We start from the raw sequence: 23599 nt of genomic DNA, 5'->3' as shown, positions 1-23599 counted from the left end.
TTTGCTACTTTTACTCATTATGGTCATTCATGTATTCATATTGATTATATGAATATCATCCATACAGGTATTCTATCCTGAAGCCATATAAACACAAACCCAATTTAAAGAATTATTACGAGGTTTTACGTAATATCATAAAAAAGACCTCAGTAAAGAGGTCTTTTTTAGCAAATCATCTTGTCATATAAATATATTTGATGAAATTAAGCAAATACACCTGTTAAATTTAGTAAGAATAAGACAGCAAATCCAGTTAAGAAGACTAAACCTGCAATTGATAATACCTTCATACCTGCTGGTAGCTTTTGCTGTCCTTTAACCAAAGAGTAATTTAACCATCCAAAAATTGGTGCTGATACAAAGGCAGATATCATAGCAAACTTAATCATTGCTCCCAATTGTCCTGTAAAAAAGGCAATGATGATAAAGCCACCAACAATAGCATAAGTTGTCCAAAAAACTACTTGCTTATGATTAATGTGCTCTTCACCCTTAATTAATCGCCAACACTCAGCATTGGCACGTCCATAACCGTCTGCGCAGGTAATGGTTGTCCCAAACATACACATAAAGGCAATAAAGGCGACCAATAGGCGGGACCAATCACCAATGGTTGCTGTATACATCTGGATAAGCTGTCCTACATAAGCACCACCTGCCATTTGAATGGTTTCACCAGAGCCATACTGCACATAAACACCCAATGCTAAGAAAAATAATGCCAAAATAGCTGAAGTAGCATAACCAACATTAAAGTCAATCAAACCTTGTTTATGGGTGGTATGATCATTTTTGATTTTTGCTGATGTCCACATTGAGGTAATAGCAGCAAACTCAAGTGGAGCGGGCATCCAACCCATCAATGCGACAATAAAACCAAGCGTTGCTAAATTCCAAGGTGAGGTTACCTCAAAGTCTGCTGTCATTACTGAGGGTTTGCCAGCAGCAATAATTACAGCAGCAATTGTGGTAAGGGTTAAGGCTATCATAATCCACTTAGTTACTTTATCGAGCATTTTATAATGCCCTGCTATTAAAAATACCCAAGAAACAGCCATGACCACAACAGACATGATAACGGGTGAAACACTCATCGACTCTGGCAACATAAAACCTAAAATCACTGCTGCCAATAATGCTACTGCACCTGTACTAATAACAGCAGAGGCAATCGATAATACAAAATATATCCATAAATACGTTTTCGACTTTTTGGCATAACCGGCAATAAGACTCTCGCCTGTATCATACACATAGTCTGTACCAAAACGGAAAAATGGATATTTAAAAAGGTTGGCAAGGATAATCATAATTGCTAACTGCCAGCCATACAAAGCACCAGCCTGTGTAGACGATATCAGATGAGAGCCACCAATTGCAGCGGACGCCATTAAAATACCTGGCCCAAAAATACGCCAGTTTAGCCGACTTTTTTGGGATGTTTCAGCCATTCGGCTTGTAGAGTGATTCATGTTTACCTCAATTCACAAACAGTGCAGTTCAAAAACCAGAAAACGACTTTAGCACACGTTTAAAATATATTGTTGAAATATTTTTTGGTTAAGCATAATATTTTGTTTAGTATGATATATTTTGTTGAGACAAATTTTTTAACCATCTTACCTAGCAGACCTTGTAAAATATAATGTTTTGATGACCTGCACGTGTGATTTATTATAAGCTAATGGCTGGCTCATACTGATTTTGATCTATGTCAGGAAAACTAAAAAACTGCTTTTAAATTGTTCAATTAATAAACTGCTTTTTATAAAATTGTAGTTTGATATAGGAATAATGGATATTTATTAACCAATTAAATATCGTTAAAGACTACAAGTATTCACTGAATAGCACTAATATTCATTAGCTATAATTATAATTAGGACTTTAAACAAAGTTTTAGTTATAATAAAATTCCTTATCAACTCCCATAACCATACAAAAGCCTTATGAAAAACTTCCTAAAAAAGAAAAGTGATACTAAACAACCAGATGCCAATGCTATAAATTCAGGCATTGGTGGTAGTCATAAAAAGTTTATGCAACGGGTGAAAAAAAATAAAAGCAAGTCAAAAGAGCCTGAAAATAACAATGCTCAACTTGATAACTCAATGAATCGGTTTGATGATATCTCCTCTGATAGAGTGATACTGTCTGATCAATCAAACTTATACAACACTGGAACTTGGTATTCTTTAAAAGGGCGCATCGGACGTGTACAGCTTCTTGCATTTGGCATGATATGGGGCATTATCTTTAATATCTTATTGCTGACAGCCTTATTTTTAAGTATGGATGCACTGATTTCGGGAACATCTGATATTGGTTCTCTTGGTATTGGTGTGTTGGTTATTATGATATTGCTTTTGCCTATTTTTATTTATACGTCTATTATTTTACCAGTGCGTCGCCTACATGATATTGGCAAGTCGGGCTGGTGGTTATTATTGGCTTTTATACCCCTTGCCAACCTATTATTAATCTATTTTCTATACTTTGCTCGTGGGAATGCTGGTGCAAATGCCTACGGTCTACCACCAACACCTTACAGCAAGATAGAGCTGTTTTTAGCAGTATTAGTACCCTTGATGCTACTGATTAGTGTTGTTTCTGTGAATCTGCTCCCACCTGAAGCTCAACAGGCTCTGATGCCTACAGCAGAGCAACAGCAAATAGATATTGATACAGTAGATAATGTCATCGTTGCTGCCTCTGAGGATACAGAGCTAAATACAGATGTAACAACAGAAGCCGAGTCTGTAGATGCTACTGATAATGCAGAAGGTGTAGATAATACGGAAGTAGTCAGTCCAGACACTCAAGCTATGCCTGAAGCAACAGACACAGAAGCAGCACCTCTTGACCCTGAGGTTGCAGCACAAGTAGAAGCCGCTATTAACAATGCAACAAATGCTGAAGATGATTCTACAGCTCTAAGCTATGATGACTTTATTAGAGAATCCACGACAAAAGTATTTGTTGCAGAAGAAGATGCACCTAGTCAGTAGACTTGAGTGCTAGACACCAAACTACATACTGTATCGTGAATAAATATATCGGACTGTGCATATACTGCAAGTCCGATTTTTTTTGAGAAACCTCAGGTCTATTGAATACTCATCTTCACAGGAAACATTGAGATACTAGTTGATAAAGGATAAGGAAATGCACACTTTTCAATTTATGGATAAATATACTGTACAAGTTCATCATCATCTAGCACAGAATGATAACGCTAAACATATCACCATCGTGATACTACCTGCCATCGGTGTTGCTATTAAAAAATATGACCAACTTAGCCAACAGCTTGCGATACAAGGCTATGATGTCATTGCTGCCGATTATCCTTGCTGTGGAGCAAATCAACCTCAGGTACATCGAGGTATTGATTATAACTACCGTGATTTGATTGATGACTTTATTCCACAGCTACTGAGTTTTTCAAAAACACCAACCAGTATATTACTTGGTCATAGTCTTGGCGGACAGTTGGCATCTTTATTTTCTACAGAGCATCATATTGATGTGATTGGGATTGCTACAGGTGATATTCATTACAAAAACTGGCAAGGGCTAGGACAGTTAAAAATCCTTGCAGTGGCAACACTTTTTTCTATATTGTCTAAGCTGTATGGCTACTTTCCAGGGTATAAAGTTGGTTTTAGTGATAAAGAAACCAAAGGTGTGATACAAGACTGGGGGCGTATGGTATTTAGAGGTATTCGTCGTATTTATACAAGGTCAGCACAAGATTCAAAGTCACAGCAATCACAGGGATTTGGCTATTTTATTAGTATTAAAAATGATAATTTTGCGCCCATTAGCATCACCCAAGCACTGGCAAAGCTGTTTGTAAATAGTCATATTGACACAGTTTGCTTGCCTGTTGAGTTAAAAGGAAATCCACATAGTGTTTGGCTAAAAACCCCCCAAGTTATTATAGAAAAAATAGTACATAAATACTAAGCGGGTGCTAAAAAAGTAGATAAATGGATATCATTCAATAGAATTTATTTTCTATCATTTTTTATCCTAACTTTTTTACCTAAAATCTTTTAAATTACAAATCACCTAATTTTATATTTGCAAAAAATAAAAATGTATTTTATTTTGTTGAACTTAAATACATCTTATATTGTCATAAAAATGAAATAAATTTAGATATAGGAATAATATGATATGTCAAATATCCCTGAACATAAACCACATACTTCTACTGAGCAACTATATCAAGCACCCTCCGCGCCATTTAGTCAAGCATCATTAGTACATACCCCACCCAATGATGAAACTTGGTATCATTTTTCTGGACGTATTGGACGTTTACGCTATTTGAGTTATCAGTTATTTATAACGATATTATTTTATTTGGCTATTGTGGTATTTATAGCGATATTTGCACTGGTTTCAGATGCCAGTCAGCTTAATGAAGGCTTGTCATTTGTTGATATTATCTTAATTATTTTATTTATACCACTGTATCTTGCGAATTTAATTTATAGTGTCATTATTTACCCCAAACGTCGCTTAAATGATTTGGGGTATTCAGGCTGGCTAGCCTTACTCATGTTTGTGCCACTTATCAACTTATTTTTTATATTATATTTAATTTTTGCTCGAGGTAATGAAGGAGTCAATCAGTATGGTGCGCCACCACGTGAAAATCGTACCATTCATTATATTGCTGGTTTGATAGGGCCTGTTTTGTTTGCTGTGTTTATCATTGGTATTTTGGCTGCCATTGCGATTCCTGCTTATGACGATTATGTCCAGCGCGCGCATGAAGTTAGCATACAGCAAACACATTAAACACTTAGGAAGTAATAGGACATGCCAGATAAAGCAAAGCATATTAAGTCTTCTGCTACTACACAACTGTATCAAGCACCAGCGACTGAATTAAATCAGTTTTTATCAGTGCAGGTCATACCAAATAATAAAACTTGGTATCATTTTTCTGGACGTATTGGGCGTTTGCGTTATATCGCTTATATGATGTGGGCAATGATACTTGCTTTTCTTGTTATTTTTTTGGTTGGTTTTATACTTAATTTAGCAGAAAACTATGATTTAGTAACAAGCCATGCTCTTTCTGACTCTGATATATTCTCCGTTTTTATTGCCATGTTAGTGATATTAATCGGTTCATTATTAGCTATTTATTGTCTGATACTTCTACCAAAACGGCGTTTACATGACTTGGGACATTCCGCATGGTTTGCATTGCTGATGTTTATCCCGTTTATTAATGTCATTTTGATGCTGTATTTGATGTTTGCAAAAGGTAATAACGGTGTCAATCAATACGGTATGCCTGCCCGCCCAAATAAAATCATACATTATATCTTTGGTTTGCTATTGCCCTTACTGATGGTTGCTAGTATGTTAGGGGTGAAGTTTGTTATTGAATACGAAAGATATAAAGCAGAGAGAATGTTTGAAAAACTAAATATTCCAAATTTTGATTAGATTATATTTTAATTAGATTGTTAAATAAGTTATGTCTGATAATTATGATTGATAATGTTGCAAAGCACCCAACACCAGAAGGCTTGATGCTCACTTTAGTCCCCGCAGGGTTATTGCCTCGTTGTAGTGCATGGCTAATAGACTTTAGCATTCGTATGGTCATCATTATGATTGTCTTTTGGATAGCCATTTGGTTTAGAGAGGCAGGCATGGGGCTTTTTGCTATTGCTTATTTTTTGATTTATTGGGGATATTCTGTATTTTTTGAGGTGTATCGTGGGGGTATGACACCTGGTAAAAAAAGTCGTGGTATTTATGTCTGCCATGATGATGGTACACCCATTAGCTTACAGGCTTCATTAATTCGCAATTTACTGCGGGTAGCAGATTTTTTACCGATTGGCTTTATGGCGGGTATTGTTGCTATTTTATTTAATCGACAATCAAAACGACTGGGGGATATGGTTGCAGGAACAGTAGTGGTTTACCGTGAGCAGCAAGAGTTAGCAAAGCTGTATCATAGTATCTATGGCATCACTACAGATAATAGTGCTACCTCTCTAGCAAGCCATGCGACTACAAACCACACGACCATAAGCAATAACAACCAAAACCAATCTGGTTTTCCTAATTCGTCTAATTCACCAAGTTTTGATAGTGCCTCTGCTTTGTTTTTTTATCCGTTGCAGTTAAATGAGCAGCAAGCCATGTTATCTTTTATGGAGCGCTTACCGTTTTTATCGCTACCTCGACAGCAAGAGATTGCCTCTGTCTTATCACCTTTAATCAAGGTGACGGACAACAGAGTAGGGCAAAAACAGAGTCATGAGGAAGTTTGTCGCTTAGCTGTGATTGAGCGTGCCAGCATTATTCAAGGAAAATCTTCAAGCGCAGTACAAAAAACAGCACAAAGAAATAGCAATGACTCGGTGAAACAATCATAATGAAACAACAACAGTTTGAGGCACAGCACCAGCAGTTATGGCAGCGCTTTGATGTTTTATTGGCAAAACAGGCAAATAAATCTCAAAATAATGCCAAAGCATCTTATGGTTTTTCACAGATACAGCAACCATTACGAACAACATCAGGTTATGAGTTTGTTCAGCAATATCGCATTATCTGTCAGCATTATGCCTTAGCCAAACAGCGTCATTATAGCCCACAGTTAGTACAGTCTTTGTATGATCGGGTGATGGCTGGACATCAGCTACTATACCAACGTCGTGGGCATATCTGGTCTAAGATATATCACTTTTATAGTCATACTTTTCCCGTTCGTCTGCGGGCGCATGCCAACTTATTTTGGTTAAGTTTGGCGTGTTTTTTAGCGCCTGCATTATTAATGGGTTGGGCATGTTTTGAGCATGCAGATATGTTATATAGCGTCATGCCCGATGAGCAAGTACGCATCATGGAAGAGATGTATAATCCTGCCAATGAGATGGTAGGGCGGGATAGCAGTCGGCGCTCAGATACAGATATTGCGATGTTTGGTCACTATATACAAAATAATATCGGCATTGACTTCCAGATTTATGGTATGGGTCTGTTTGCTGGTTTAGGTACGTTGTTGAGTTTGGTATATAACGGCTTGGTCATCGGTGGGGTAGCAGGACATTTAACAGGTGTTGGCTATGGGGAGACATTTTGGGCGTTTGTGGTTGGGCATGGCTCATTTGAGCTGACTGCTGCGGTGATTAGTGGAGCGGCTGGTCTACGTTTGGCACAATCCCTATTTATGCCTGCCAACTACCGACGACTGGATGCGTTTAAGATTGCAGGCAAGCAAAGTATTGAGCTATTAATAGGTGCTGCTTCCATGACCTTTATTGCTGCATTTATTGAGGCATTTTGGTCATCCTCCAATGTCATTCCTGATATGGTGAAATATATCGTTGCTGCTCTATTGTGGATATTAGTGATTGCTTATTTGCTGTTGGCTGGGCGAAGTCAGTCCACTGCTGGCTTGACCACTCTTAAAAAATCACGCTCAGTAAAAGGTGAGCCATCATGAATATTGAACAAATGAGCGTGGCAATACGTCCAATGACAACGATGCAAGCCGTTGATTTGGGCGTGATGATGGCAAGATACTGGTTTTTACCTTTATGGAAAATTTGGGTTGGTATGGCACTGCCATTCTTTATTGTTTTTTATCTGGGTATGACTTTGTTACAGATTTTTTTAAGTGTACCAACGGATGACTCTTGGGCATTATTGGGTAGTTTGGGCGGAATATTATTTTGGTGGCTTAAGCCTATTTATGAAAAACCCATGGTTTCTTGGTTAGGCTATGCTCTGTTTTCCAACCCCCCAAGTGTCAAAAGTAGTATCAAACAAGGCTGGTGTGAGATTAAAAAACATGCGTTTACACTGTTAGTTCGTCGTCGTTTTTCTTTTAATAGACAGCTAATGTTACCTATCTTAATGTTAGAAAACCCAGAAAAGTCACAGTTTAAACCTCGATTTTCCTTATTGGCACAAGGGCAGAGTAGCACTCTTACATGGCATACTCTTGTCATGGTCAATATTGAAATGATATTTACCCTTGGCATGTTAATATTTTTGTTAAATTTAATCCCTACCACGTTAATGAGTGCTGAGACATTTTTTACTTATCTAGAAGTGATACCCACATGGGTCGAAATACTCTGGATAACATTGTATTTTTTAGCGATAAGTTTGGTTGCACCATTTTTTATTGCAGGTGGATTTGCGGTTTATTTAACCAAGCGTTGTTTGCTTGAAGGTTGGGATGTAGAGCTGACATTTAAGCAGTTGCGTCAACGCTATGTAGAGTCACAGCAAAGCATATTATTAATAGATGCAAATTTAAGTGGTGCTGTATCAAAAGCCAATCCAGCGCATCTTCATTCTTCTAATAATGAGAATGGAGAGTCATCATGAGGGCATCAGTTAACAATAAACATAGTGAAAAATATGGCAAAAAACATCCTTCTGCTTTGATAAGCTTGTTTGTCTCGTTATTTATCTTCTTGCTATCTCTAAGCTTGCCAGCAATGTCTGTACATGCAGACACGCAGGCGTTTCAAGCTGAGCATATAGAGCCATCTGCTCAACATACGCAACCTGACACAGATATAAAAAGCATTCACCAAGAAATTAGTGAAACTCAGGCACAATCTGTACGCCAACAATTACAAGAAATCATTACCAGTGACGATTATGCCACCAGTAAAAAATACAAAACATGGCAACGCAAACAAAAGCCAGAAGAAATAGATACAGAAGACAGTTGGCTAGTAAAACTTCTTAAATCTTTATTTGAGCATACAGATAGCAGTCATTTACAACTAATGGCTGCCATCATTAAAACATTGCTGATTGCTGCTTTGATTCTATTGATAGTATGGATTATCTACCATGCACAAAAAAATGGTTGGTTTAATGCTGTATTACCCAAGCAACTGCACACTGCTTCTGTCTCAAAGAAAAAAAATATCAGCCTACAGCAACAGCTTGGCGAACTGCCACCGCATCAGCATTTAGGCATAGAAGCACAGCGACTACTTGAAGCTGGACAGCTTGAAGATGCGGCCTCTATCTTATATCGAGGGAGTCTTAGATGGCTTGCTGATAATCACTTACTCGCCATTGTTCCTGCGACAACAGAGCGACAATGTATTAAGCAGTTGCGACAGATTAACCAAAGTATTCAGCATAAAAACGTCACCACAGAAACCACGCATTATATTAACCAAGTTATCCAGTGCTGGATGCAGGTTGCTTATGATACGCCTTATTTGCTGATACACTCTGACCAGCTTGGCTTACAGTTAAAAGGTTTGGCAGATGAATGGCTGTCTATGTTGCCATTATCGACATCTCAAACTGTGAGTATCACGAAGAAGGGCGTATAAACATGAAAACGATAAAAGCCATGTCTTTAAATCAACATATTCGCTCTGTATCCCCAGTAAAGCTGTTATTGTCAATGTTATTTATTGCTGTGCTTATTTGGTGTGGATTTTGGTTTTTTCAAAATTTTGAACGAGTAGAAAAGACAGATTATCAGCTTAATAATCGAGTAGCTTACAATCCTTTTTATGCTGCTGAGCTATTGATTAATAGCCGTGATATGGCAAATAGTGATGATGAAAATATCGCTTATACAGATTTAGACGGCGATTTAAAATCGTTGATTGATAACCTGCCTGCCATTAATGAACAATCAGAGCAACACCCTACCTTATTGATTAATAGTATTGGTGGTACCCTTAACTCAGCGCGATTTGAAAAGTTACGTTCATGGATAGAGCAGGGCGGACATGTTATTACGTTTACTCAAACTAGTATTGCAGATGATGACCTAGAACAGCTTCTTGCGCGTCTACAAGTATTAAAAGAGCAAGTAACACAGCAGTCTAACAACTCTAACCCTGCTGAGATGCAAAAAATGTTGTTGGACGTGGTTAATAATGATGCTGAGTTTAATAAACTACTGGCTGAGCTTAATAGTAATAATCAATTGTTACTGCGTTTAGGTATTTTTTCAGTTTATCAAGGTAGTGAGCGTGATGAAGAGTTATCAGCGCTAATATCTGAAATATCTGAGCTAGAAGCAGATGTCGATACAGATAAATCAATACCAGAGGATAATAGCAATAACAGTAATAATGATAAAGCAAGAACAGAAGCCATTAGGGTTAATAAAGCAAAGCTGCTAGATGAGTTAAACTCTATCTTTTATTCAGTGACACCCCTAAGTATTAATGAGGGTGCTGATGGTAGTGCTATCATCATGGTACAAAATGCACGCTCTTCACAACAGATAAATAGTGAGATATTTAAGCAACTATATGCTACAGAGCAGTCTTTGCAGACTGTGCAATCACTCTCAAATCATCAACTTGCACAACAAGTACGCCACTATTTACAGCAACAGTTAGATTTACTGCCCAAACCTGAAGAAGATAAGGTAGCATCTTCTTCAGACCAAACGAAAACGAAGAATGTACCGAATAAAAATAAAGAGAAACAGCTTGCGTCGCTATTAACAGAAGCCATAAAACTCGATGATGACACCTTATTACAGTTATTTAACCCAGCAGATCATGTTTTCTTTGATAGTAGTTATGGTAAAGGACGTATTAGCGTATTAATTGATAGTCAAAGCTTTACCAACCCTGATCCAAATCTGGATTTGGTTTCAGATGAAGCAGTCGATAATGTATTTAATACAGAGAGGAAGAGTCCATTAAATGAAGTGCTGTTAGATCCATTAGACGGCTTTGGTTATCGTGTCAATCTGGCAAGTATGGATAATGCTTTATGGCTATTAGAGTTGACCAAAGACAGCTCACAGGTATTGATATTACCAAATATAGATGTCGATACATTGCCTGAGATTTTATGGAAACAAGCCCGTTTGGCGATATTTGGTCTGCTATTATTGGTCATAATATGGCTATGGTCATTATATGATCGTTTTGGCAAAATGCAGTATTTAGCTGACAATCAGGCCCATGATATTTTGCGTTATTTCCAACAAGTGGGATATTATGGCTGGAAGCAAGATTCTGCACTCAAGTTAACACAAGCCACCCAACAGCAAATAAGCCAGTTATTACAAAAACATTTACCGCAGTTATCCAGTAGCACGGCAACTGAAACTGAGCTGGCTAATATTGATAAGTTATTATTCAATTTGCAACAGTTACTCTCAAAGCGACTACAAGATAGGTTACAGTTATATACCAAACATGCTCAGGATGATAAGTATCCAACATCTAATATGGATGGTTGGATAGATAATACTATGCGTAACCATCAAGAAAAAATGCAACAGGCCATTAGTATGCCTCGTTTACAGTCAGCCGTTGCCCCGATATTATCCAGAGTCTTACCTGAGCACTTACCGTCATTTGACGCTATGCAAATAAATACGACGACTCAGACAAATGAACGTCTATCTCCTAAAAAGGTTTCTGCAAAAAACGTCAATGAGTTTACTGAAATGACTCAAACACTGTGGATAGTGCAGTGGTTATTAAAAGTTAATTAGAAATTAGGAATGTATTATGAATGCCAGCAGTAACATAAATAACAATATGGATAACAGCACTATCGCAAGCCAAACCTCCAGCACCTCCATTCAAGGAAAAAATATCAGCCAAAAAACTTGGCAACAAGCGGCTGCTCAGACCAACGCCTTGCTTAATGCAGTCTCGCAAGCAGTGATTGGGCAAGAGGTAGTAGTACGCCAGCTATGCGTTTGTTTGCTGGCAGGTGGCCATGCGCTGGTCGAGGGTTTACCCGGATTGGGTAAAACGTTGATGGTAAAAGCTTATGCCAAAGCCATTGGCGGTAGCTATCATCGAGTGCAGTTTACTCCAGACTTAATGCCTGCTGATATTACTGGGCATACACTATATGATATGCAAACTGGACAATGGAAAGTGCGTAAAGGTCCTGTATTTTGTAACTTGTTACTTGCTGATGAAATTAATCGTGCTTCTGCAAAAACACAGTCAGCACTGCTTGAGGTGATGCAAGAGCAACAGGTGACCATTGAAGGAACGACTTATGATGTCGAACAACCCTTTATTACCATTGCCACGCAAAATCCATTAGAGCATGAGGGCACTTATCCACTACCTGAAGCACAACTTGACCGCTTTTTATTTAATATCTTGATTGATTATCCAAGTGAGCAAGATGAAGCCTTAATGCTAAAAACAGTACTTGGTGGTCAGATTGGTGCAAGTTTGGATTTATCACAAGTGCCACAAGTGATGTCTCCAGAGCGCCTACTATTACTGCAAAAACTTACTGCTCAAGTCAGCATTGATGATCGCGTGGTACATTATGCACTACAAATCATCCGTGCCACCCGCCAGTATCATGGTATTGTGGCAGGCTCTGGACCTCGAGGGGGTATTGCGCTATTACGGGCTGCACGGGCAAATGCACTGCTTGATAGCCGTCATTATGTCATACCTGATGATGTGGTCGCTGTAGCAATACCTGTATTGCGTCATCGTGTCGCTTTAAGTGCAGACTACCAAATCGAAGGTGTGCGCCCTGAACAGGTCATCGCACAGATACTCAACTCTGTGCCAGCTCCTCGCCAATAAGTTAAGATAATATGGATACTCATTCAACAAACGCAACAGCAACCACAACAAAAATGGCTCAGCAAATACCACAGCCTAATGAGTCACTAAGTCTCTGGCAACGGATAAAACAGTTTCAGCCCAGTCATTACTTAGTGAAAGTGCTATTTATCTGGTGGTTGCTTGTGGTGCTGATGACTGCCTTGCAAATGATTCAAGGTACGAACGCATTGACACAGCTATTACAAGGGCTATGTATCGTTGCGCTTGTAATTATTGCTTTGTTGGTATTGGTTGATTGGCTAAGTCTTATTGCCATCAGTCAGGTAGAGAGCTTTCGTATTCAGCGTCATTATCCCAATAATGTACCAATTTACCATGAGTTAGACATTGAAGTTGAGTTAGCTTTTGATAATACACTTACTAAAAAAAGTATGGTACTACAGCTATTACAAAATCTAGGGATAGGAAAACATATACAACTGGAGTTTTATGATAGTTACCCTGATCAAGTAACCACATTACTTGATAGCGCAGAAGTCTCTAATGTACAGCAACAACTAGACAGTATGCCTGTTGTGATGAGTTTGGATATTTCTAATGGCACCCATACTGATACACACTCTAGCTTAATCATTCGCTATCCTGTCTTACCAATTGAACGGGGTACGGGATATTTTGGCGTTGCCTATTTGCAGTTATGGTCTCCATTTAAACTACTGAGACGACAAATCATACTGTCAGAAAATCCAGAGAGCATGACTGAGCTAGCAAATACAACAACAAAAACAAAATATTTGCGTGTCTTGGCAGATTTTTCAGGGTTGTTAAGCAATCAGCTGGCTGCGGTGTTTGAAAAAAGTAACGATGCAGGTATTCAGGCTTTGGCACAACAAGGGCATGGTAGTGATTTTTTAAAACTACGAGAATATAGTGCTGGTGATGCCATCCGCCAGATTGACTGGAAAGCCAGCTCTCGACATCGGCGTATGATGAGTAAAGCCTATGAAGAAGACAATGATCAGCAGATTATTTTATTGTTGGACTGTGGCGAGCAGATGCGCCACCAAGACCAAGCAAACATAGCTGATAGCCAAAATAGTGAGGGTAGGGGAGCTAGATATAAGACCATCACTGATAATGTAGTGCAGGCAGGTAGGCAACTTAGCTATTTTGATCAAGTACTAAACGCAGCTTTGCTCTTAGCTTATGTTGCTAATAAACAGGGAGATAGCGTTGGTCTGATGACCTTTGGTGGTGTCGATATGTATATACCACCCAAAAAAGGTGTCTCATTAATTCGTAATTTACTTAATGAAACTGCCGATATTAAGCCTACCATGCAAACCAGTGATTATTTTACAGCAGCAGAGACTCTAAGAAGTCAATTAAAGAAACGTAGTTTAGTGATTATTATCAGTAATACACGCAGTGAGGCAAATGACGAGCTGTCTCAAGCGATGCAGTTATTGTCGCATCAACATCAAGTGGTTTTTGCTAATTTAATTGAGCAAGATTTGGAGGAACGTCTACATGGTGATAATATGCCACAAAACTTTGAAGATGCCCTGTTATATCACTCATTAACTGGTTATGAACAATCTCGCCAGCTTTTACATCAGTATTTAAGCCAAAAAACAGGGGCATTATGTCTACAAACTACTGCAAATAGACTGCCTATACGATTAACACAGGCATATTTATCATTGAAGCGGTAGTTTTTGTGTTTCAATAAATAAGATTAATATTCATTTTAAAATAATACTCTCTATGATATTGTTAATAAATTTAATTTCATCATTAATCTCATCTTGATTTTTACCAAAAAAAATTAAAAACTCAATTAAAATATTAAGTTGCTCTTTATCGAAGCATATCAAGAGGTCTTCTAGTTTGCCATTCATACTTTCATCTCTTAGTCTAAAAAACCACCAAAAAATAGAGGTGTTATGTATTCTTTCATTAGGTTTTTCCAAAGTATTATAGATAACTGATGGGGTATAAAAATAGAATCCATTAGAGCTAACCTTACTAAAAGCAGTATAATGTATATTAAAATAATCAAATGGTATTTCTAACCAACTCTTATATACGTTCTGGAACTTCCTATTGTTTACAATGCTATTTAAAGCCTCTAAATAGTCATCTTTAAGCCAGTGGCAAATTTCAATTTTAAACTCTTCAAGATCTTTTGCTTTTCTATCTAATCTAATTTTATATGGGAAATCTGGAAAACCAAATTTCCTAATATAATTATCAGAGTAATCTAGTTCGGATAAAGTAGTAAAATTATCAAACTCTATTTGTTGAAAATATTTAGTTGTGAAAAACCTTATTAACTTTGGACTCATCTCTTATTTACCTATACCTAAAACTTACTGTAGAGAGTAACGTAAAGAGTTCCAATAAATAATATAAAGTAAATCAGTTTCCCATAGATTTTTTTATTATCTATACTATTTGGATTTGTTATTAGGTAAATATAAATTGGAACTATGATAGCTGAGAAAGCTATGAAAATTATCTTCATTTTAACGTTCCTAGTTGTTTGTTAGATTTTTACAATCAATAGCGTGGTATTCGCCTGCGATAATTTTCAATTATTCTATAAAAACTTTATAGATAACAAGTATAAAAATTGAAAACAATAAGGTATAGTGGGCATTAGTTTGTTTTCTAGTTCCATGAAGTTTACCTTCTGATTTTATAACTATATAAAAAATAATTAAAAATAAAAGTAGGAGTATGAGGTTTCTTTCATAGAATAATTTATAATCCATAGCATGTTCCCCATGAGTTAACTACTGAAACTCCTCCCATTACATTTCCTATTAATGCAAGTAGCCTAGATTTTGATTTTTTCTTTTTATCATCTCCTCCAAATTCAACATCACCCAGAGCAATGCCAATACTAAACATTAAACCAACCAAGAAGCAACCTATTATAAAGTTGTCATTTCTGTATTTATAAGCCATTACAGCAATTAAGATTGCAAATAAAGCTATAATTGGTCCTACTAGACCTAATATAAATGGTGCTGTCATTGATGCAGATATGGCTATTAAACCAGGGTTTGAAAGTGCAACAAAAGCACAAACTAGCATTGCCGCAGCTGCACTTCCTAATGCAAATGCAAATCCCCCATTCGCCCCACCACTAATCAAATAAGCCCCTGCACCAGAGTGGGGGTCAATAATGATATAACCAGCACCTTTCCAACCATTTAAATATAGCCCAAAATATATGCACTTGCTAAACAACCAGAAAATATTGTCAAAAATGTACCCTTTAGACCATATAAACTTTTAAGAGGTAAAACTACTGAAAGGTTGGGATTGAATGGAAATATATAAACCTTTATTTGATTATTATCAATACTGCTATTTAATACATCTAGTGCCTTGTAATAGCCATTCCTATAAACTCTTCCATAAGAATTTAATCCTTGACAGTTGTAAATCTCACCTTTATATGTAAAAGAATATGATATAAAAATACCATAGGTATCAATAAGTATTGTCTTTTTACCAATGGGTGCAATATCGGCTTTGACTACATCAGCTGTTACACGTGGAGCAAATAATATAAATAATATATCTATTACTATTAATATAGAGATGATAACTAAACCCATAAAACTAATCCAAAACATAGATTTAATAAGAAAATCCATATAGATTTGATTATAAATGTTATCATGCATAATAATATACCTTATTTTTTATACGACGGTATAATTTATAGGAAAAGATATTAGTGTTTATCCAAAAAGTTATAGTACTGATTGCAATAATACAAAGCATATATGCTAGTAATCCTAGAGGTCCTGAAACTATTGTAAGAGAGGCTATAATTCCAAATGCTAAAGTATTAACACTGATTTGTCCCATTTTATTTGTATTAGATAAACTATCATTATTAAAAACTAGTAAGTTTGCAACAAGTAATCCCAACCAACCTATCCGCTGACTTAATTTACTTAATTTTTCTAAATTACTCAGTTTAGCATCAGGATGAAAATTAGTTCTAATAACATATTCATTTTTACCGTACTTGACATTATCATATTTAAATTCTTTTATATCACTATCATAATCTGATAAACCTAACAGTAATGTTGAAATGAATAATATAATATCAGATAAAAATGGTAAATCAGTCCAACCCCCATCAAGCCCACCCCCAATATTATCTTTAGTAACCGTAAAAATAGTCTGACCCTGTTGGGCTGCGATACTGAGAGCTTTTACCGCACTAACTCCATCAGCCTCTTTTTCAGGTGTATCAGGATTATCAAACAACTGCTCAGGTACTAAGTTTTCATTTAAACTATAACTAGGACCTCTGGCTAAATTATAAGCCGTTAGTTTTTCTCTATCGTTATTTACCTCTACTTTAGTATGTAGGATTTTATCAATATCCATCACCACCCCACCCATTTTTACAGATAGGGGAATACCATAACGGTATTCAGGGGTGAGGTTAGTAGAAAAAGTACCATAAGTTAAATAAGGATACTGAACAATACCTGCCTGTTTTTGAGCAATGATATCTTGAGTATCATTGACTGCATAATAGCTTTGCACCCCAGCTTGTAGGATAGCCCCTGTTAGGTCATGTTTTGTTAAGCCATCTATTACAGATTGGTTTTTGGTTTGCTAGAATCCTTATGTTTCTTTTGTCTCTTTCGTCTTTTAAATAAAACAAATATATTAAGTAGTATTATAATTAAATAAAATAATACATAAGAAATACCTATTTCTCCAATAATACCAATGTAACAAGCACAGAGAAAGATTAATATAGTTAAGTATATTTCTATATTTTTCATAATATACCTTATAGACAATCTAAACCACGGCTAGATGATAAAGTCATACCACTAATTACAGCACCACTAGAGTTCACTACTGTTGCTTTTGCAATAAAGCGAGAAGTTATAATTTTACCGATGAAAATTTTAAAAAAGGCTTCACTAGCAAAAGCTTCCACAACTGTAGGAATTAAACCTACAACAGCAGCACCAATACCAAATCCAACAATGGAACAAGCTTTCTCTTCATCAGTTTGAAAAAGAATATTGTAGTAAGTGATAGCTATAGCAAGAATAAGTCCTAGAACAACTAGACCTGCGATGATTCCTAACGGTCCAAAAGCTAAGAGGAAAAGTGTAGCTGCAAAAGATGCACCTAAACCAAACCCTGCTATAAAAGCCCCATTCGCCCCACCACTAATCAAATAAGCCCCTGCACCATTATTGGGGTCAATAATGATATAACCAGCACCTTTCCAACCATGAAAATTGATATTATGCTCATGGGTGGTTACCTCATGCCCTGCATTAATGGCATTACGGATATCGGTCATTACATCAGAGCCAAGGTTTAACTGAGGTAATACTTCATTATAATTTTCACGAGTGATGGTAAATATCTTTTGACCTTGCTGAGACGCCAACTGAATGGCTTTTACAGCAGATACACCCTCGACTTCTTTTTCAGGTGTATCAGGATTATCAAACAACATCTCAGGGACAAGGTTTTCATTTAGCGACTCTCTAGGACCTTGACTGCGAATATAAGCACTTAACTTATCAGAACTATTATCTTTATCGACAGCCGTAGTCAAGATACGGTCAATATCCATTTGCATACCGCTATTTAGACTTGCCCCAAAGATAATGCCATAGCGTTGGGTAGGGTGTAAGTAAGTATGAAAAGTGCCATAGCTCATAAAGCGATTTTGCACCACATCGGCTTGCATTTGTGCAATATGGTCTTGCACATCATTGATAGCAAAATAGCTTTGTACACCAGCTTGTAGGATAGAGCCAGACAAATCATGCTTAGTGATACATTCGCCAGCGATAGCTATTTACGTAACTATAATTCTTAAACTTTCTGATTACTAATTACTTGTTTAAAAAAATATTGGATTTCATTCATATAGTCAGACATTAAGTATATGGTATACATAGGCATGTCATCAAAATCACTTTTGAATGTTGTAATATCATTATAATCCTCATCTATAACTGCTTTAATAATGTATTGTTCTAGATTATTTTTAGCAGAAAATATTGGATTACCATTTATATCATCAAATCCATCATGAAAATGTGTATTAAAGAAGGGGATAGTCCAGTTTTTTACATCCTCATTTATCTCGTATAGTATTTCATAAAATATATTATAAATATAAGATTCGATGATTTTGTATTCAGAATGATTACCTAGCCATTTTTTACTTAAATTCATATTTTTGATATTTTTCATTTTTTATCTTTATCCTTACTGCTTTACTTTATAGGTTAGTGATACCTAATATATTTATTTTAACTTCTTAACAATATCTCTAAAAAAAGGCTCTATTTTATTTGTATAGCCTGAGGTAACCCACAAGGTACTCATAGGTATATTATCAAAATCACTTTCATAAGATGAATAGCCAGTACTATTCTCTTCATATACAATTAATCTTACAATATAATTTTTTGGTATATTTCTGGCTGAAAATATAGGATTAGCATCCATCATTTTTTCACCATTTCTCCAAAATGTATTAAAAAATGGAATAACCCAGTCGTCTTTTTTGCTATATTCTTTATCTAATATATCAACGAATGCTTTTTCAATAGCATCCTCAACATATGTGTATTTGTTTAAATCACCTAACCATAAATTAGAAATATCAATATTTTTTAGGATATTCATTGGAAAGCCTTTCCTGTTCTTATTTCGATATCAACTCTCTCACTCCTTGTGTCCTTAACCAAAAAAGTGATAGAGACTTTATCACAACCATTAGTCACCCTACACTGTATAATGAATCTCTGAGCTTTGAGAAATGCTTTTTCTCTAATTTTCAGTTCTTGTTTAGGTAGTTTGGCTTTTAGCTCTTCTAGCATGGCTAAGCCTTCTTCCATGGTTGGAGGAGTTTCTCTAGCCCAAGGAACGGACTCTTCAAGTTTTTGTCCTTGTGCCTGAATTCTACCTCTATGAAGGAAACATTCATCTTTTTTCTGGTTGTTTGCTGCTTGAGCGGTAGCAGAATACATTGCAAAAAGTGTTGTCATAATAGGAACGGCGATAGGGGTTGCCGTTCCAAAAGAGCCAGCTTCAGCAGAAAGTACAGCAAATATTAATATAGATATTACAATAATCGCTGCAAAATTTAATATAGCTTCTTTATTACATTCATAAAACTTATTTATTTGAGCAATTGCATTTGCTATTACTGCTTTAGCTCTAACATAATACTTTCCCATGCTCTCAACATTATCACTATTTAGCCACTTAAAAGATGGTGCGAAAGCACTTAACGAAAATCCTAAACCTCTACTATCTTTAATAAAAGTAGCACCCCCATCAAGCCCACCCCCGATCATATAAGCCCCTGCACCAGAGTAGGGGTCTAAGATGGTATAACCAGTACCCGTCCAACCGTTTAACGTAATCGGACGCTCACTAACTGTTACCGTCTTACCAGCATTGATACCATTGCGGATATCTCTCATAACCACATCACTATGACTTAGCTTAGGTAACACCTCAGCATAATTATCTTTAGTAACCGTAAAAATAGTCTGACCCTGTTGAGCTGCGATACTAAGAGCTTTCACTGCACTAACCCCATCAGCCTCTTTTTCAGGTGTATCAGGATTATCAAACAACTGCTCAGGTACTAAGTTTTCATTTAAACTATAACTAGGACCTCTGGCTAAATTATAAGCCGTTAGTTTTTCTCTATCGTTATTTACCTCTACTTTGGTATGTAGGATTTTATCAATATCCATCACCACCCCACCCATTTTTACAGATAGGGGAATACCATAACGGTATTCAGGAGTGAGGTTAGTAGAAAAAGTACCATAAGTTAAATAAGGATACTGAACAATGCCTGCCTGTTTTTGAGCAATGATATCTTGAGTATCATTGACTGCATAATAGCTTTGCACCCCAGCTTGTAGGATAGCCCCTGTTAGGTCGTGTTTGGTTAAGCCATCTAGAGCAGTTTGATTTTCAGTTTTTTGGTACTGTTCTAGTTTGTCTTTAGTGGTTTCTAGTGTTTCTTTAGTAGTCTCTAATTGCTGTTGGCTAAGTCCTTGTAGGTCATAACCAATAGCGTGGTATTCGCCTGCGATAACTTCTTTGTCAGTACCACCATTTACATTACCATGAGGGCTACTGATATTGATCTTTCCGTTAATGGTTTCACCCAGTTTAAAAACACCACCTGTTGCCAGTACCTCTCCATCTAGCGTAATCTCTGGTGTCATGCTGATATTAGTAGGTAGGCTATTTGGTAGAGTGCCATTTTTATCTTTAGGTAGATAACCCAATAATCTGTCTTCATCTGCTTGCGTAGCAGGTTTAAACGATAAGGCTAAGGGTTTGCCTTGTAAATCAACCGTTGCAATTTTGACACTAAGTGCAGGACCATCCAGATTGTTATAACTACTACCACCAAACAAACCATAGCTATTTTTATATAACGACATACTAAAATAATGCCGCATTCCCTCAGGTAATGTTTGATAATCACTAATCACCGTTTTGACTTGATAAGGCAAGATAGGACTTAGCATTTGGCTAGGGTAGGGGTTAATACTACTTGTGCCTAATACCTCACCAACAGTCGCATCAGGGTGGTTTTGCTCAAGATAAGTTTTGACCTGTGCTTGATACGCCTCAATGGCTTGATTGACCGCCCCTTGGTTAAGGTTTTGTACACTGCCTTGCTGCTCATTGATGGTTGCTCCTTCTGTGGCTTTATCAATCAAGCTTTGGGCATCAAAGGGGACAGCCTTGGCAATATCAATGCCTTGTGTACGGGTATAAGATTTATAACTGGCATCAAGTGGTATCCATTGTGTCTGTCCACTGGCACTTTATTCCACTTGGACAATTACATTTATCAATCTTATCTGCTGCATTAGCATAGCTCATACTACCAAGCATTGCGACTGTACTTACAATCATAGTTCGCATCGTTGCCCTAGCAGGAGCTACCAATTCTAGAACATCTGAATTAATTATTACGCAAATTGAATACATGTAGTAGCTTGCAATCGCTAAATATTATAAGTGTTGCATTAAGATAGATTTAATGTGCTAATACTTATTGTTAATTTTATATAGAGTATAAGCTTTTTTTAAATTTATCTTTTCCATATAATCAATATAGTCCTCTTCAAGCATTTTTTCTATACATTCCATCCAAACTCTAATTTGCTCTTCATTTAAACAATCAAAAAATTTCTTACAGTACAAATTTGTATGTGCCTCCTCTAATTTTAACTCCATACCTCCTATCCAGCACCAAGAATAGAGAGATGTGTCACATAATAATACAGGATTTGTACAATATTCCCATAAGAAATAAGCAAGGTAATATTTGTAAGCCTTAGGTGATATAAGTTCATATATCGTGTAGTGATCATTCATATAATCAGTTGTGATATATTTCCAGTTTTTAAAGCGTTCTATAGGATATTTTTTGTCATCAATAAAATTTCTTAGAATATTCATACTGTCCTCAGACCAGCATTGAGCCATTTTTTTAAAATGCTCGTCATTAAACAAATGCTTATTGATTTTATCCATAGAATAACCAATATCATTCATATGCAGTTCTATAACAGATGTTTCATTATCTAAATGACAGTTAGCAAATGCTGATTCTATTTTTTTTAACATAAATCACCTATTTTTTAATGGGCATGCTTTTACATTCTTTTGCTCTTTTAAATGCTAATTTCTCTTGTTGTATGTGTTGTGGTCAAGTTTTTTTAGACACTGGTTAAGAGGTTTTAGTTAAAAAATAGTCTCTCTTTTTCAGCAGGGGTTAGATTATCGTTATGTTGATGAGGACGAACGTTACGATAATAACCCCAAATGTAGTCCGTTATATCCTTTGTTGCTTCAGCCTGACTTGCATAGCCATACTTTGGCATCCACTCTGTCTTAAAGCTTCTAAAGAACCTTTCGGTAGGTGCGTTGTCCCAGCAGTTGCCTTTTCTAGACATACTGTGTGTCATCTCTTCACACCCTGCAACAGCATCAGCAAAATACTTGCTCGTATAATGGCTACCTTGATCAGAATGAAACAGCACACCTTTGGGCTGTAAACGTGACTCATATGCCATCATCAACGCCTTACTGGTCAACTCACTATCAGGTGAGTTAGATACTGAGAATCCAATAATATTGCGTGCATACAGATCAATAACGACTGCTAGATAGCACCATCCGCCTTTGATACGAATATAAGTGACATCACCTGTCCAGACTTGATTTGGTGTTATGGGAGTAAAGTCTCTGTTCAATACGTTGTCATATGTTTTGTGTGCTTGATCTTGCTGTTTGTAGCTATGTTTCCTTTGTTTACTGACCAATCCCATGCCTTTCATGAGCTTACCCGCTTTGTATCGAGTCAGTTTGATACCATGTTGCCCAGTGATGATACTACTGATGGTTCTAGACCCTGCTGAGCCTCTAGAGTCATTAAAAACCTGCCGTATCAGTACTTTGAGCTTGACCAGTTCACAGTCTATGGGTATAGGTTTGATACGCCAGTAATAGCTACTACGTACGATGCCAAATAGCTCACATAGCTTAGCTTTGCTGATAGCTTCACCTTCTGGTTGCTCTGCTAGGTTTTTGATTATCTGTATACGTTCAGACTGTCCCCAGCTAGCAGAGCCGATGCCTTTTTTAAGATATCTCTCTCTAACTTAAGCTGTTTGATCTCTTTACGTAGTCTTTGTATTTCTAGCTGTTCGTCTGTGAGGGCTTTGCCTGTTTCTGGGGTAATGCCTTGTTGTTCTTTGCGGTATTTATATACCCAATTTTCTAGACTCTTTTTGCTAATACCTAGTGAGTCTGATACTTCTGGTATTTTTCTACCCTGTTCTTCGACTAAACTGATCGCTTCAAGCTTGAACTCTCGGCTATATCTTTTGCGTTTACTGGTCATACTGTTTCTCCTTTTTTACTGGTAGTATAACCTCTTATTTGTTGTCTAACTTTATTATGCCACTACA

Annotated in this window: 22 protein-coding genes; 11 read left to right on the top strand and 11 right to left on the bottom strand. The window is 36.7% G+C overall.

The window, feature by feature from the left end; translation table 11 throughout:
- Nucleotides 1–206: 206 nt before the first annotated feature.
- Nucleotides 207–1475, bottom strand: coding sequence for an NRAMP family divalent metal transporter (locus FHK88_RS08625; RefSeq protein ID WP_227430339.1), 1269 nt, complete (start codon nucleotides 1473–1475; stop codon nucleotides 207–209).
- A gap of 477 nt (nucleotides 1476–1952) precedes the next feature.
- On the opposite strand from FHK88_RS08625, the gene FHK88_RS08620 reads away from it, so the two are divergent.
- From FHK88_RS08620 to FHK88_RS08570, 11 genes are all read left to right on the top strand, one after another.
- A complete protein-coding gene (locus FHK88_RS08620) occupies nucleotides 1953–3011 on the top strand; it encodes a DUF805 domain-containing protein (protein ID WP_227430338.1) in 1059 nt (352 codons plus the stop codon).
- Nucleotides 3012–3168: 157 nt separating this feature from the next.
- Nucleotides 3169–3972, top strand: a complete 804-nt coding sequence (locus FHK88_RS08615) for an alpha/beta fold hydrolase (RefSeq protein ID WP_227430337.1) — start codon at nucleotides 3169–3171, stop codon at nucleotides 3970–3972.
- Nucleotides 3973–4185: 213 nt separating this feature from the next.
- The gene (locus FHK88_RS08610) at nucleotides 4186–4815 is read left to right on the top strand and encodes a DUF805 domain-containing protein (RefSeq protein ID WP_227430336.1); all 630 of its coding nucleotides are present in this window, start codon (nucleotides 4186–4188) and stop codon (nucleotides 4813–4815) included.
- Between the two features lie 21 nt (nucleotides 4816–4836).
- Nucleotides 4837–5475 carry a DUF805 domain-containing protein gene (locus FHK88_RS08605; protein ID WP_227430335.1) on the top strand — a complete coding sequence of 213 codons (639 nt, stop codon included), beginning with the start codon at nucleotides 4837–4839 and terminating at the stop codon, nucleotides 5473–5475.
- A gap of 44 nt (nucleotides 5476–5519) precedes the next feature.
- Nucleotides 5520–6419, top strand: a complete 900-nt coding sequence (locus tag FHK88_RS08600; RefSeq protein ID WP_227430334.1) for an RDD family protein — start codon at nucleotides 5520–5522, stop codon at nucleotides 6417–6419.
- Complete coding sequence (locus tag FHK88_RS08595) at nucleotides 6419–7492, top strand: stage II sporulation protein M (RefSeq protein WP_227430333.1); 1074 nt, start codon at nucleotides 6419–6421, stop codon at nucleotides 7490–7492. The genes FHK88_RS08600 and FHK88_RS08595 overlap by 1 nt, the downstream gene beginning before the upstream one ends.
- Nucleotides 7489–8385 carry a hypothetical protein gene (locus tag FHK88_RS08590; RefSeq protein WP_227430332.1) on the top strand — a complete coding sequence of 299 codons (897 nt, stop codon included), beginning with the start codon at nucleotides 7489–7491 and terminating at the stop codon, nucleotides 8383–8385. Before FHK88_RS08595 ends, FHK88_RS08590 begins: the two co-directional genes overlap by 4 nt.
- Nucleotides 8382–9359: a hypothetical protein gene (locus tag FHK88_RS08585; protein WP_227430331.1), complete on the top strand. Its 978-nt coding sequence runs from the start codon at nucleotides 8382–8384 to the stop codon at nucleotides 9357–9359. Before FHK88_RS08590 ends, FHK88_RS08585 begins: the two co-directional genes overlap by 4 nt.
- Nucleotides 9360–9361: 2 nt before the next feature.
- Nucleotides 9362–11503: a hypothetical protein gene (locus tag FHK88_RS08580; RefSeq protein ID WP_227430330.1), complete on the top strand. Its 2142-nt coding sequence runs from the start codon at nucleotides 9362–9364 to the stop codon at nucleotides 11501–11503.
- A gap of 16 nt (nucleotides 11504–11519) precedes the next feature.
- On the top strand, nucleotides 11520–12575 hold the full coding sequence (locus FHK88_RS08575; RefSeq protein WP_227430329.1) for an AAA family ATPase: 1056 nt from the start codon (nucleotides 11520–11522) through the stop codon (nucleotides 12573–12575).
- Nucleotides 12576–12586: 11 nt separating this feature from the next.
- Entirely contained in the window at nucleotides 12587–14272 is a 1686-nt protein-coding gene (locus tag FHK88_RS08570) for a DUF58 domain-containing protein (protein WP_227430328.1), read from the top strand.
- Between the two features lie 30 nt (nucleotides 14273–14302).
- Here FHK88_RS08570 and FHK88_RS08565 read toward each other — a convergent pair whose 3' ends face one another.
- The 10 genes from FHK88_RS08565 to FHK88_RS08520 form a co-directional block, all read right to left on the bottom strand.
- Nucleotides 14303–14905 (bottom strand): hypothetical protein, encoded by a 603-nt coding sequence (locus FHK88_RS08565; RefSeq protein WP_227430327.1) that lies wholly within the window; start codon nucleotides 14903–14905, stop codon nucleotides 14303–14305.
- Nucleotides 14906–15323: 418 nt separating this feature from the next.
- Entirely contained in the window at nucleotides 15324–15719 is a 396-nt protein-coding gene (locus FHK88_RS08560; protein WP_227430326.1) for a hypothetical protein, read from the bottom strand.
- Between the two features lie 59 nt (nucleotides 15720–15778).
- Complete coding sequence (locus tag FHK88_RS08555; protein WP_227430325.1) at nucleotides 15779–16258, bottom strand: hypothetical protein; 480 nt, start codon at nucleotides 16256–16258, stop codon at nucleotides 15779–15781.
- Nucleotides 16251–17141, bottom strand: coding sequence for a hypothetical protein (locus FHK88_RS08550; RefSeq protein ID WP_227430324.1), 891 nt, complete (start codon nucleotides 17139–17141; stop codon nucleotides 16251–16253). Before FHK88_RS08550 ends, FHK88_RS08555 begins: the two co-directional genes overlap by 8 nt.
- 253 nt (nucleotides 17142–17394) lie before the next feature.
- Nucleotides 17395–18393 (bottom strand): hypothetical protein, encoded by a 999-nt coding sequence (locus tag FHK88_RS08545; RefSeq protein WP_227430323.1) that lies wholly within the window; start codon nucleotides 18391–18393, stop codon nucleotides 17395–17397.
- A 53-nt stretch (nucleotides 18394–18446) separates the two neighbouring features.
- Entirely contained in the window at nucleotides 18447–18830 is a 384-nt protein-coding gene (locus FHK88_RS08540) for a hypothetical protein (protein ID WP_227430322.1), read from the bottom strand.
- A 54-nt stretch (nucleotides 18831–18884) separates the two neighbouring features.
- Nucleotides 18885–19268 (bottom strand): hypothetical protein, encoded by a 384-nt coding sequence (locus tag FHK88_RS08535; protein WP_227430321.1) that lies wholly within the window; start codon nucleotides 19266–19268, stop codon nucleotides 18885–18887.
- A complete protein-coding gene (locus tag FHK88_RS08530; RefSeq protein WP_227430320.1) occupies nucleotides 19265–21337 on the bottom strand; it encodes a hypothetical protein in 2073 nt (690 codons plus the stop codon). Before FHK88_RS08530 ends, FHK88_RS08535 begins: the two co-directional genes overlap by 4 nt.
- A gap of 331 nt (nucleotides 21338–21668) precedes the next feature.
- The gene (locus FHK88_RS08525) at nucleotides 21669–22253 is read right to left on the bottom strand and encodes a hypothetical protein (RefSeq protein WP_227430319.1); all 585 of its coding nucleotides are present in this window, start codon (nucleotides 22251–22253) and stop codon (nucleotides 21669–21671) included.
- A 113-nt stretch (nucleotides 22254–22366) separates the two neighbouring features.
- Nucleotides 22367–23532 (bottom strand): IS3 family transposase gene (locus FHK88_RS08520; protein WP_227430318.1). Its coding sequence is split into 2 segments (ribosomal slippage): nucleotides 22367–23262 and nucleotides 23262–23532, totalling 1167 coding nucleotides; the frame shifts between segments, so codons are not numbered across the junction.
- Nucleotides 23533–23599: the final 67 nt, after the last annotated feature.

The organism is Psychrobacter sp. I-STPA6b (genome assembly GCF_020662265.1).
GTDB lineage: Bacteria > Pseudomonadota > Gammaproteobacteria > Pseudomonadales > Moraxellaceae > Psychrobacter.
This window is presented reverse-complemented; position numbering and strand designations above follow the sequence as displayed.

What these genes read in the sequence shown, in the direction of transcription:
- FHK88_RS08615 (WP_227430337.1), top strand. Translation starts at nt 3,169, where the DNA reads ATGCACACTTTTCAATTTATGGATAAATATACTGTACAAGTTCATCAT.
- FHK88_RS08525 (WP_227430319.1), bottom strand. Translation starts at nt 22,253, where the DNA reads ATGTTAAAAAAAATAGAATCAGCATTTGCTAACTGTCATTTAGATAAT.
- FHK88_RS08540 (WP_227430322.1), bottom strand. Translation starts at nt 18,830, where the DNA reads ATGAAAAATATCAAAAATATGAATTTAAGTAAAAAATGGCTAGGTAAT.
- FHK88_RS08555 (WP_227430325.1), bottom strand. Translation starts at nt 16,258, where the DNA reads ATGCATGATAACATTTATAATCAAATCTATATGGATTTTCTTATTAAA.
- FHK88_RS08620 (WP_227430338.1), top strand. Translation starts at nt 1,953, where the DNA reads ATGAAAAACTTCCTAAAAAAGAAAAGTGATACTAAACAACCAGATGCC.
- FHK88_RS08575 (WP_227430329.1), top strand. Translation starts at nt 11,520, where the DNA reads ATGAATGCCAGCAGTAACATAAATAACAATATGGATAACAGCACTATC.
- FHK88_RS08605 (WP_227430335.1), top strand. Translation starts at nt 4,837, where the DNA reads ATGCCAGATAAAGCAAAGCATATTAAGTCTTCTGCTACTACACAACTG.
- FHK88_RS08625 (WP_227430339.1), bottom strand. Translation starts at nt 1,475, where the DNA reads ATGAATCACTCTACAAGCCGAATGGCTGAAACATCCCAAAAAAGTCGG.
- FHK88_RS08610 (WP_227430336.1), top strand. Translation starts at nt 4,186, where the DNA reads ATGTCAAATATCCCTGAACATAAACCACATACTTCTACTGAGCAACTA.
- FHK88_RS08600 (WP_227430334.1), top strand. Translation starts at nt 5,520, where the DNA reads ATGATTGATAATGTTGCAAAGCACCCAACACCAGAAGGCTTGATGCTC.
- FHK88_RS08580 (WP_227430330.1), top strand. Translation starts at nt 9,362, where the DNA reads ATGAAAACGATAAAAGCCATGTCTTTAAATCAACATATTCGCTCTGTA.
- FHK88_RS08570 (WP_227430328.1), top strand. Translation starts at nt 12,587, where the DNA reads ATGGATACTCATTCAACAAACGCAACAGCAACCACAACAAAAATGGCT.
- FHK88_RS08535 (WP_227430321.1), bottom strand. Translation starts at nt 19,268, where the DNA reads ATGAATATCCTAAAAAATATTGATATTTCTAATTTATGGTTAGGTGAT.
- FHK88_RS08565 (WP_227430327.1), bottom strand. Translation starts at nt 14,905, where the DNA reads ATGAGTCCAAAGTTAATAAGGTTTTTCACAACTAAATATTTTCAACAA.
- FHK88_RS08595 (WP_227430333.1), top strand. Translation starts at nt 6,419, where the DNA reads ATGAAACAACAACAGTTTGAGGCACAGCACCAGCAGTTATGGCAGCGC.
- FHK88_RS08585 (WP_227430331.1), top strand. Translation starts at nt 8,382, where the DNA reads ATGAGGGCATCAGTTAACAATAAACATAGTGAAAAATATGGCAAAAAA.
- FHK88_RS08590 (WP_227430332.1), top strand. Translation starts at nt 7,489, where the DNA reads ATGAATATTGAACAAATGAGCGTGGCAATACGTCCAATGACAACGATG.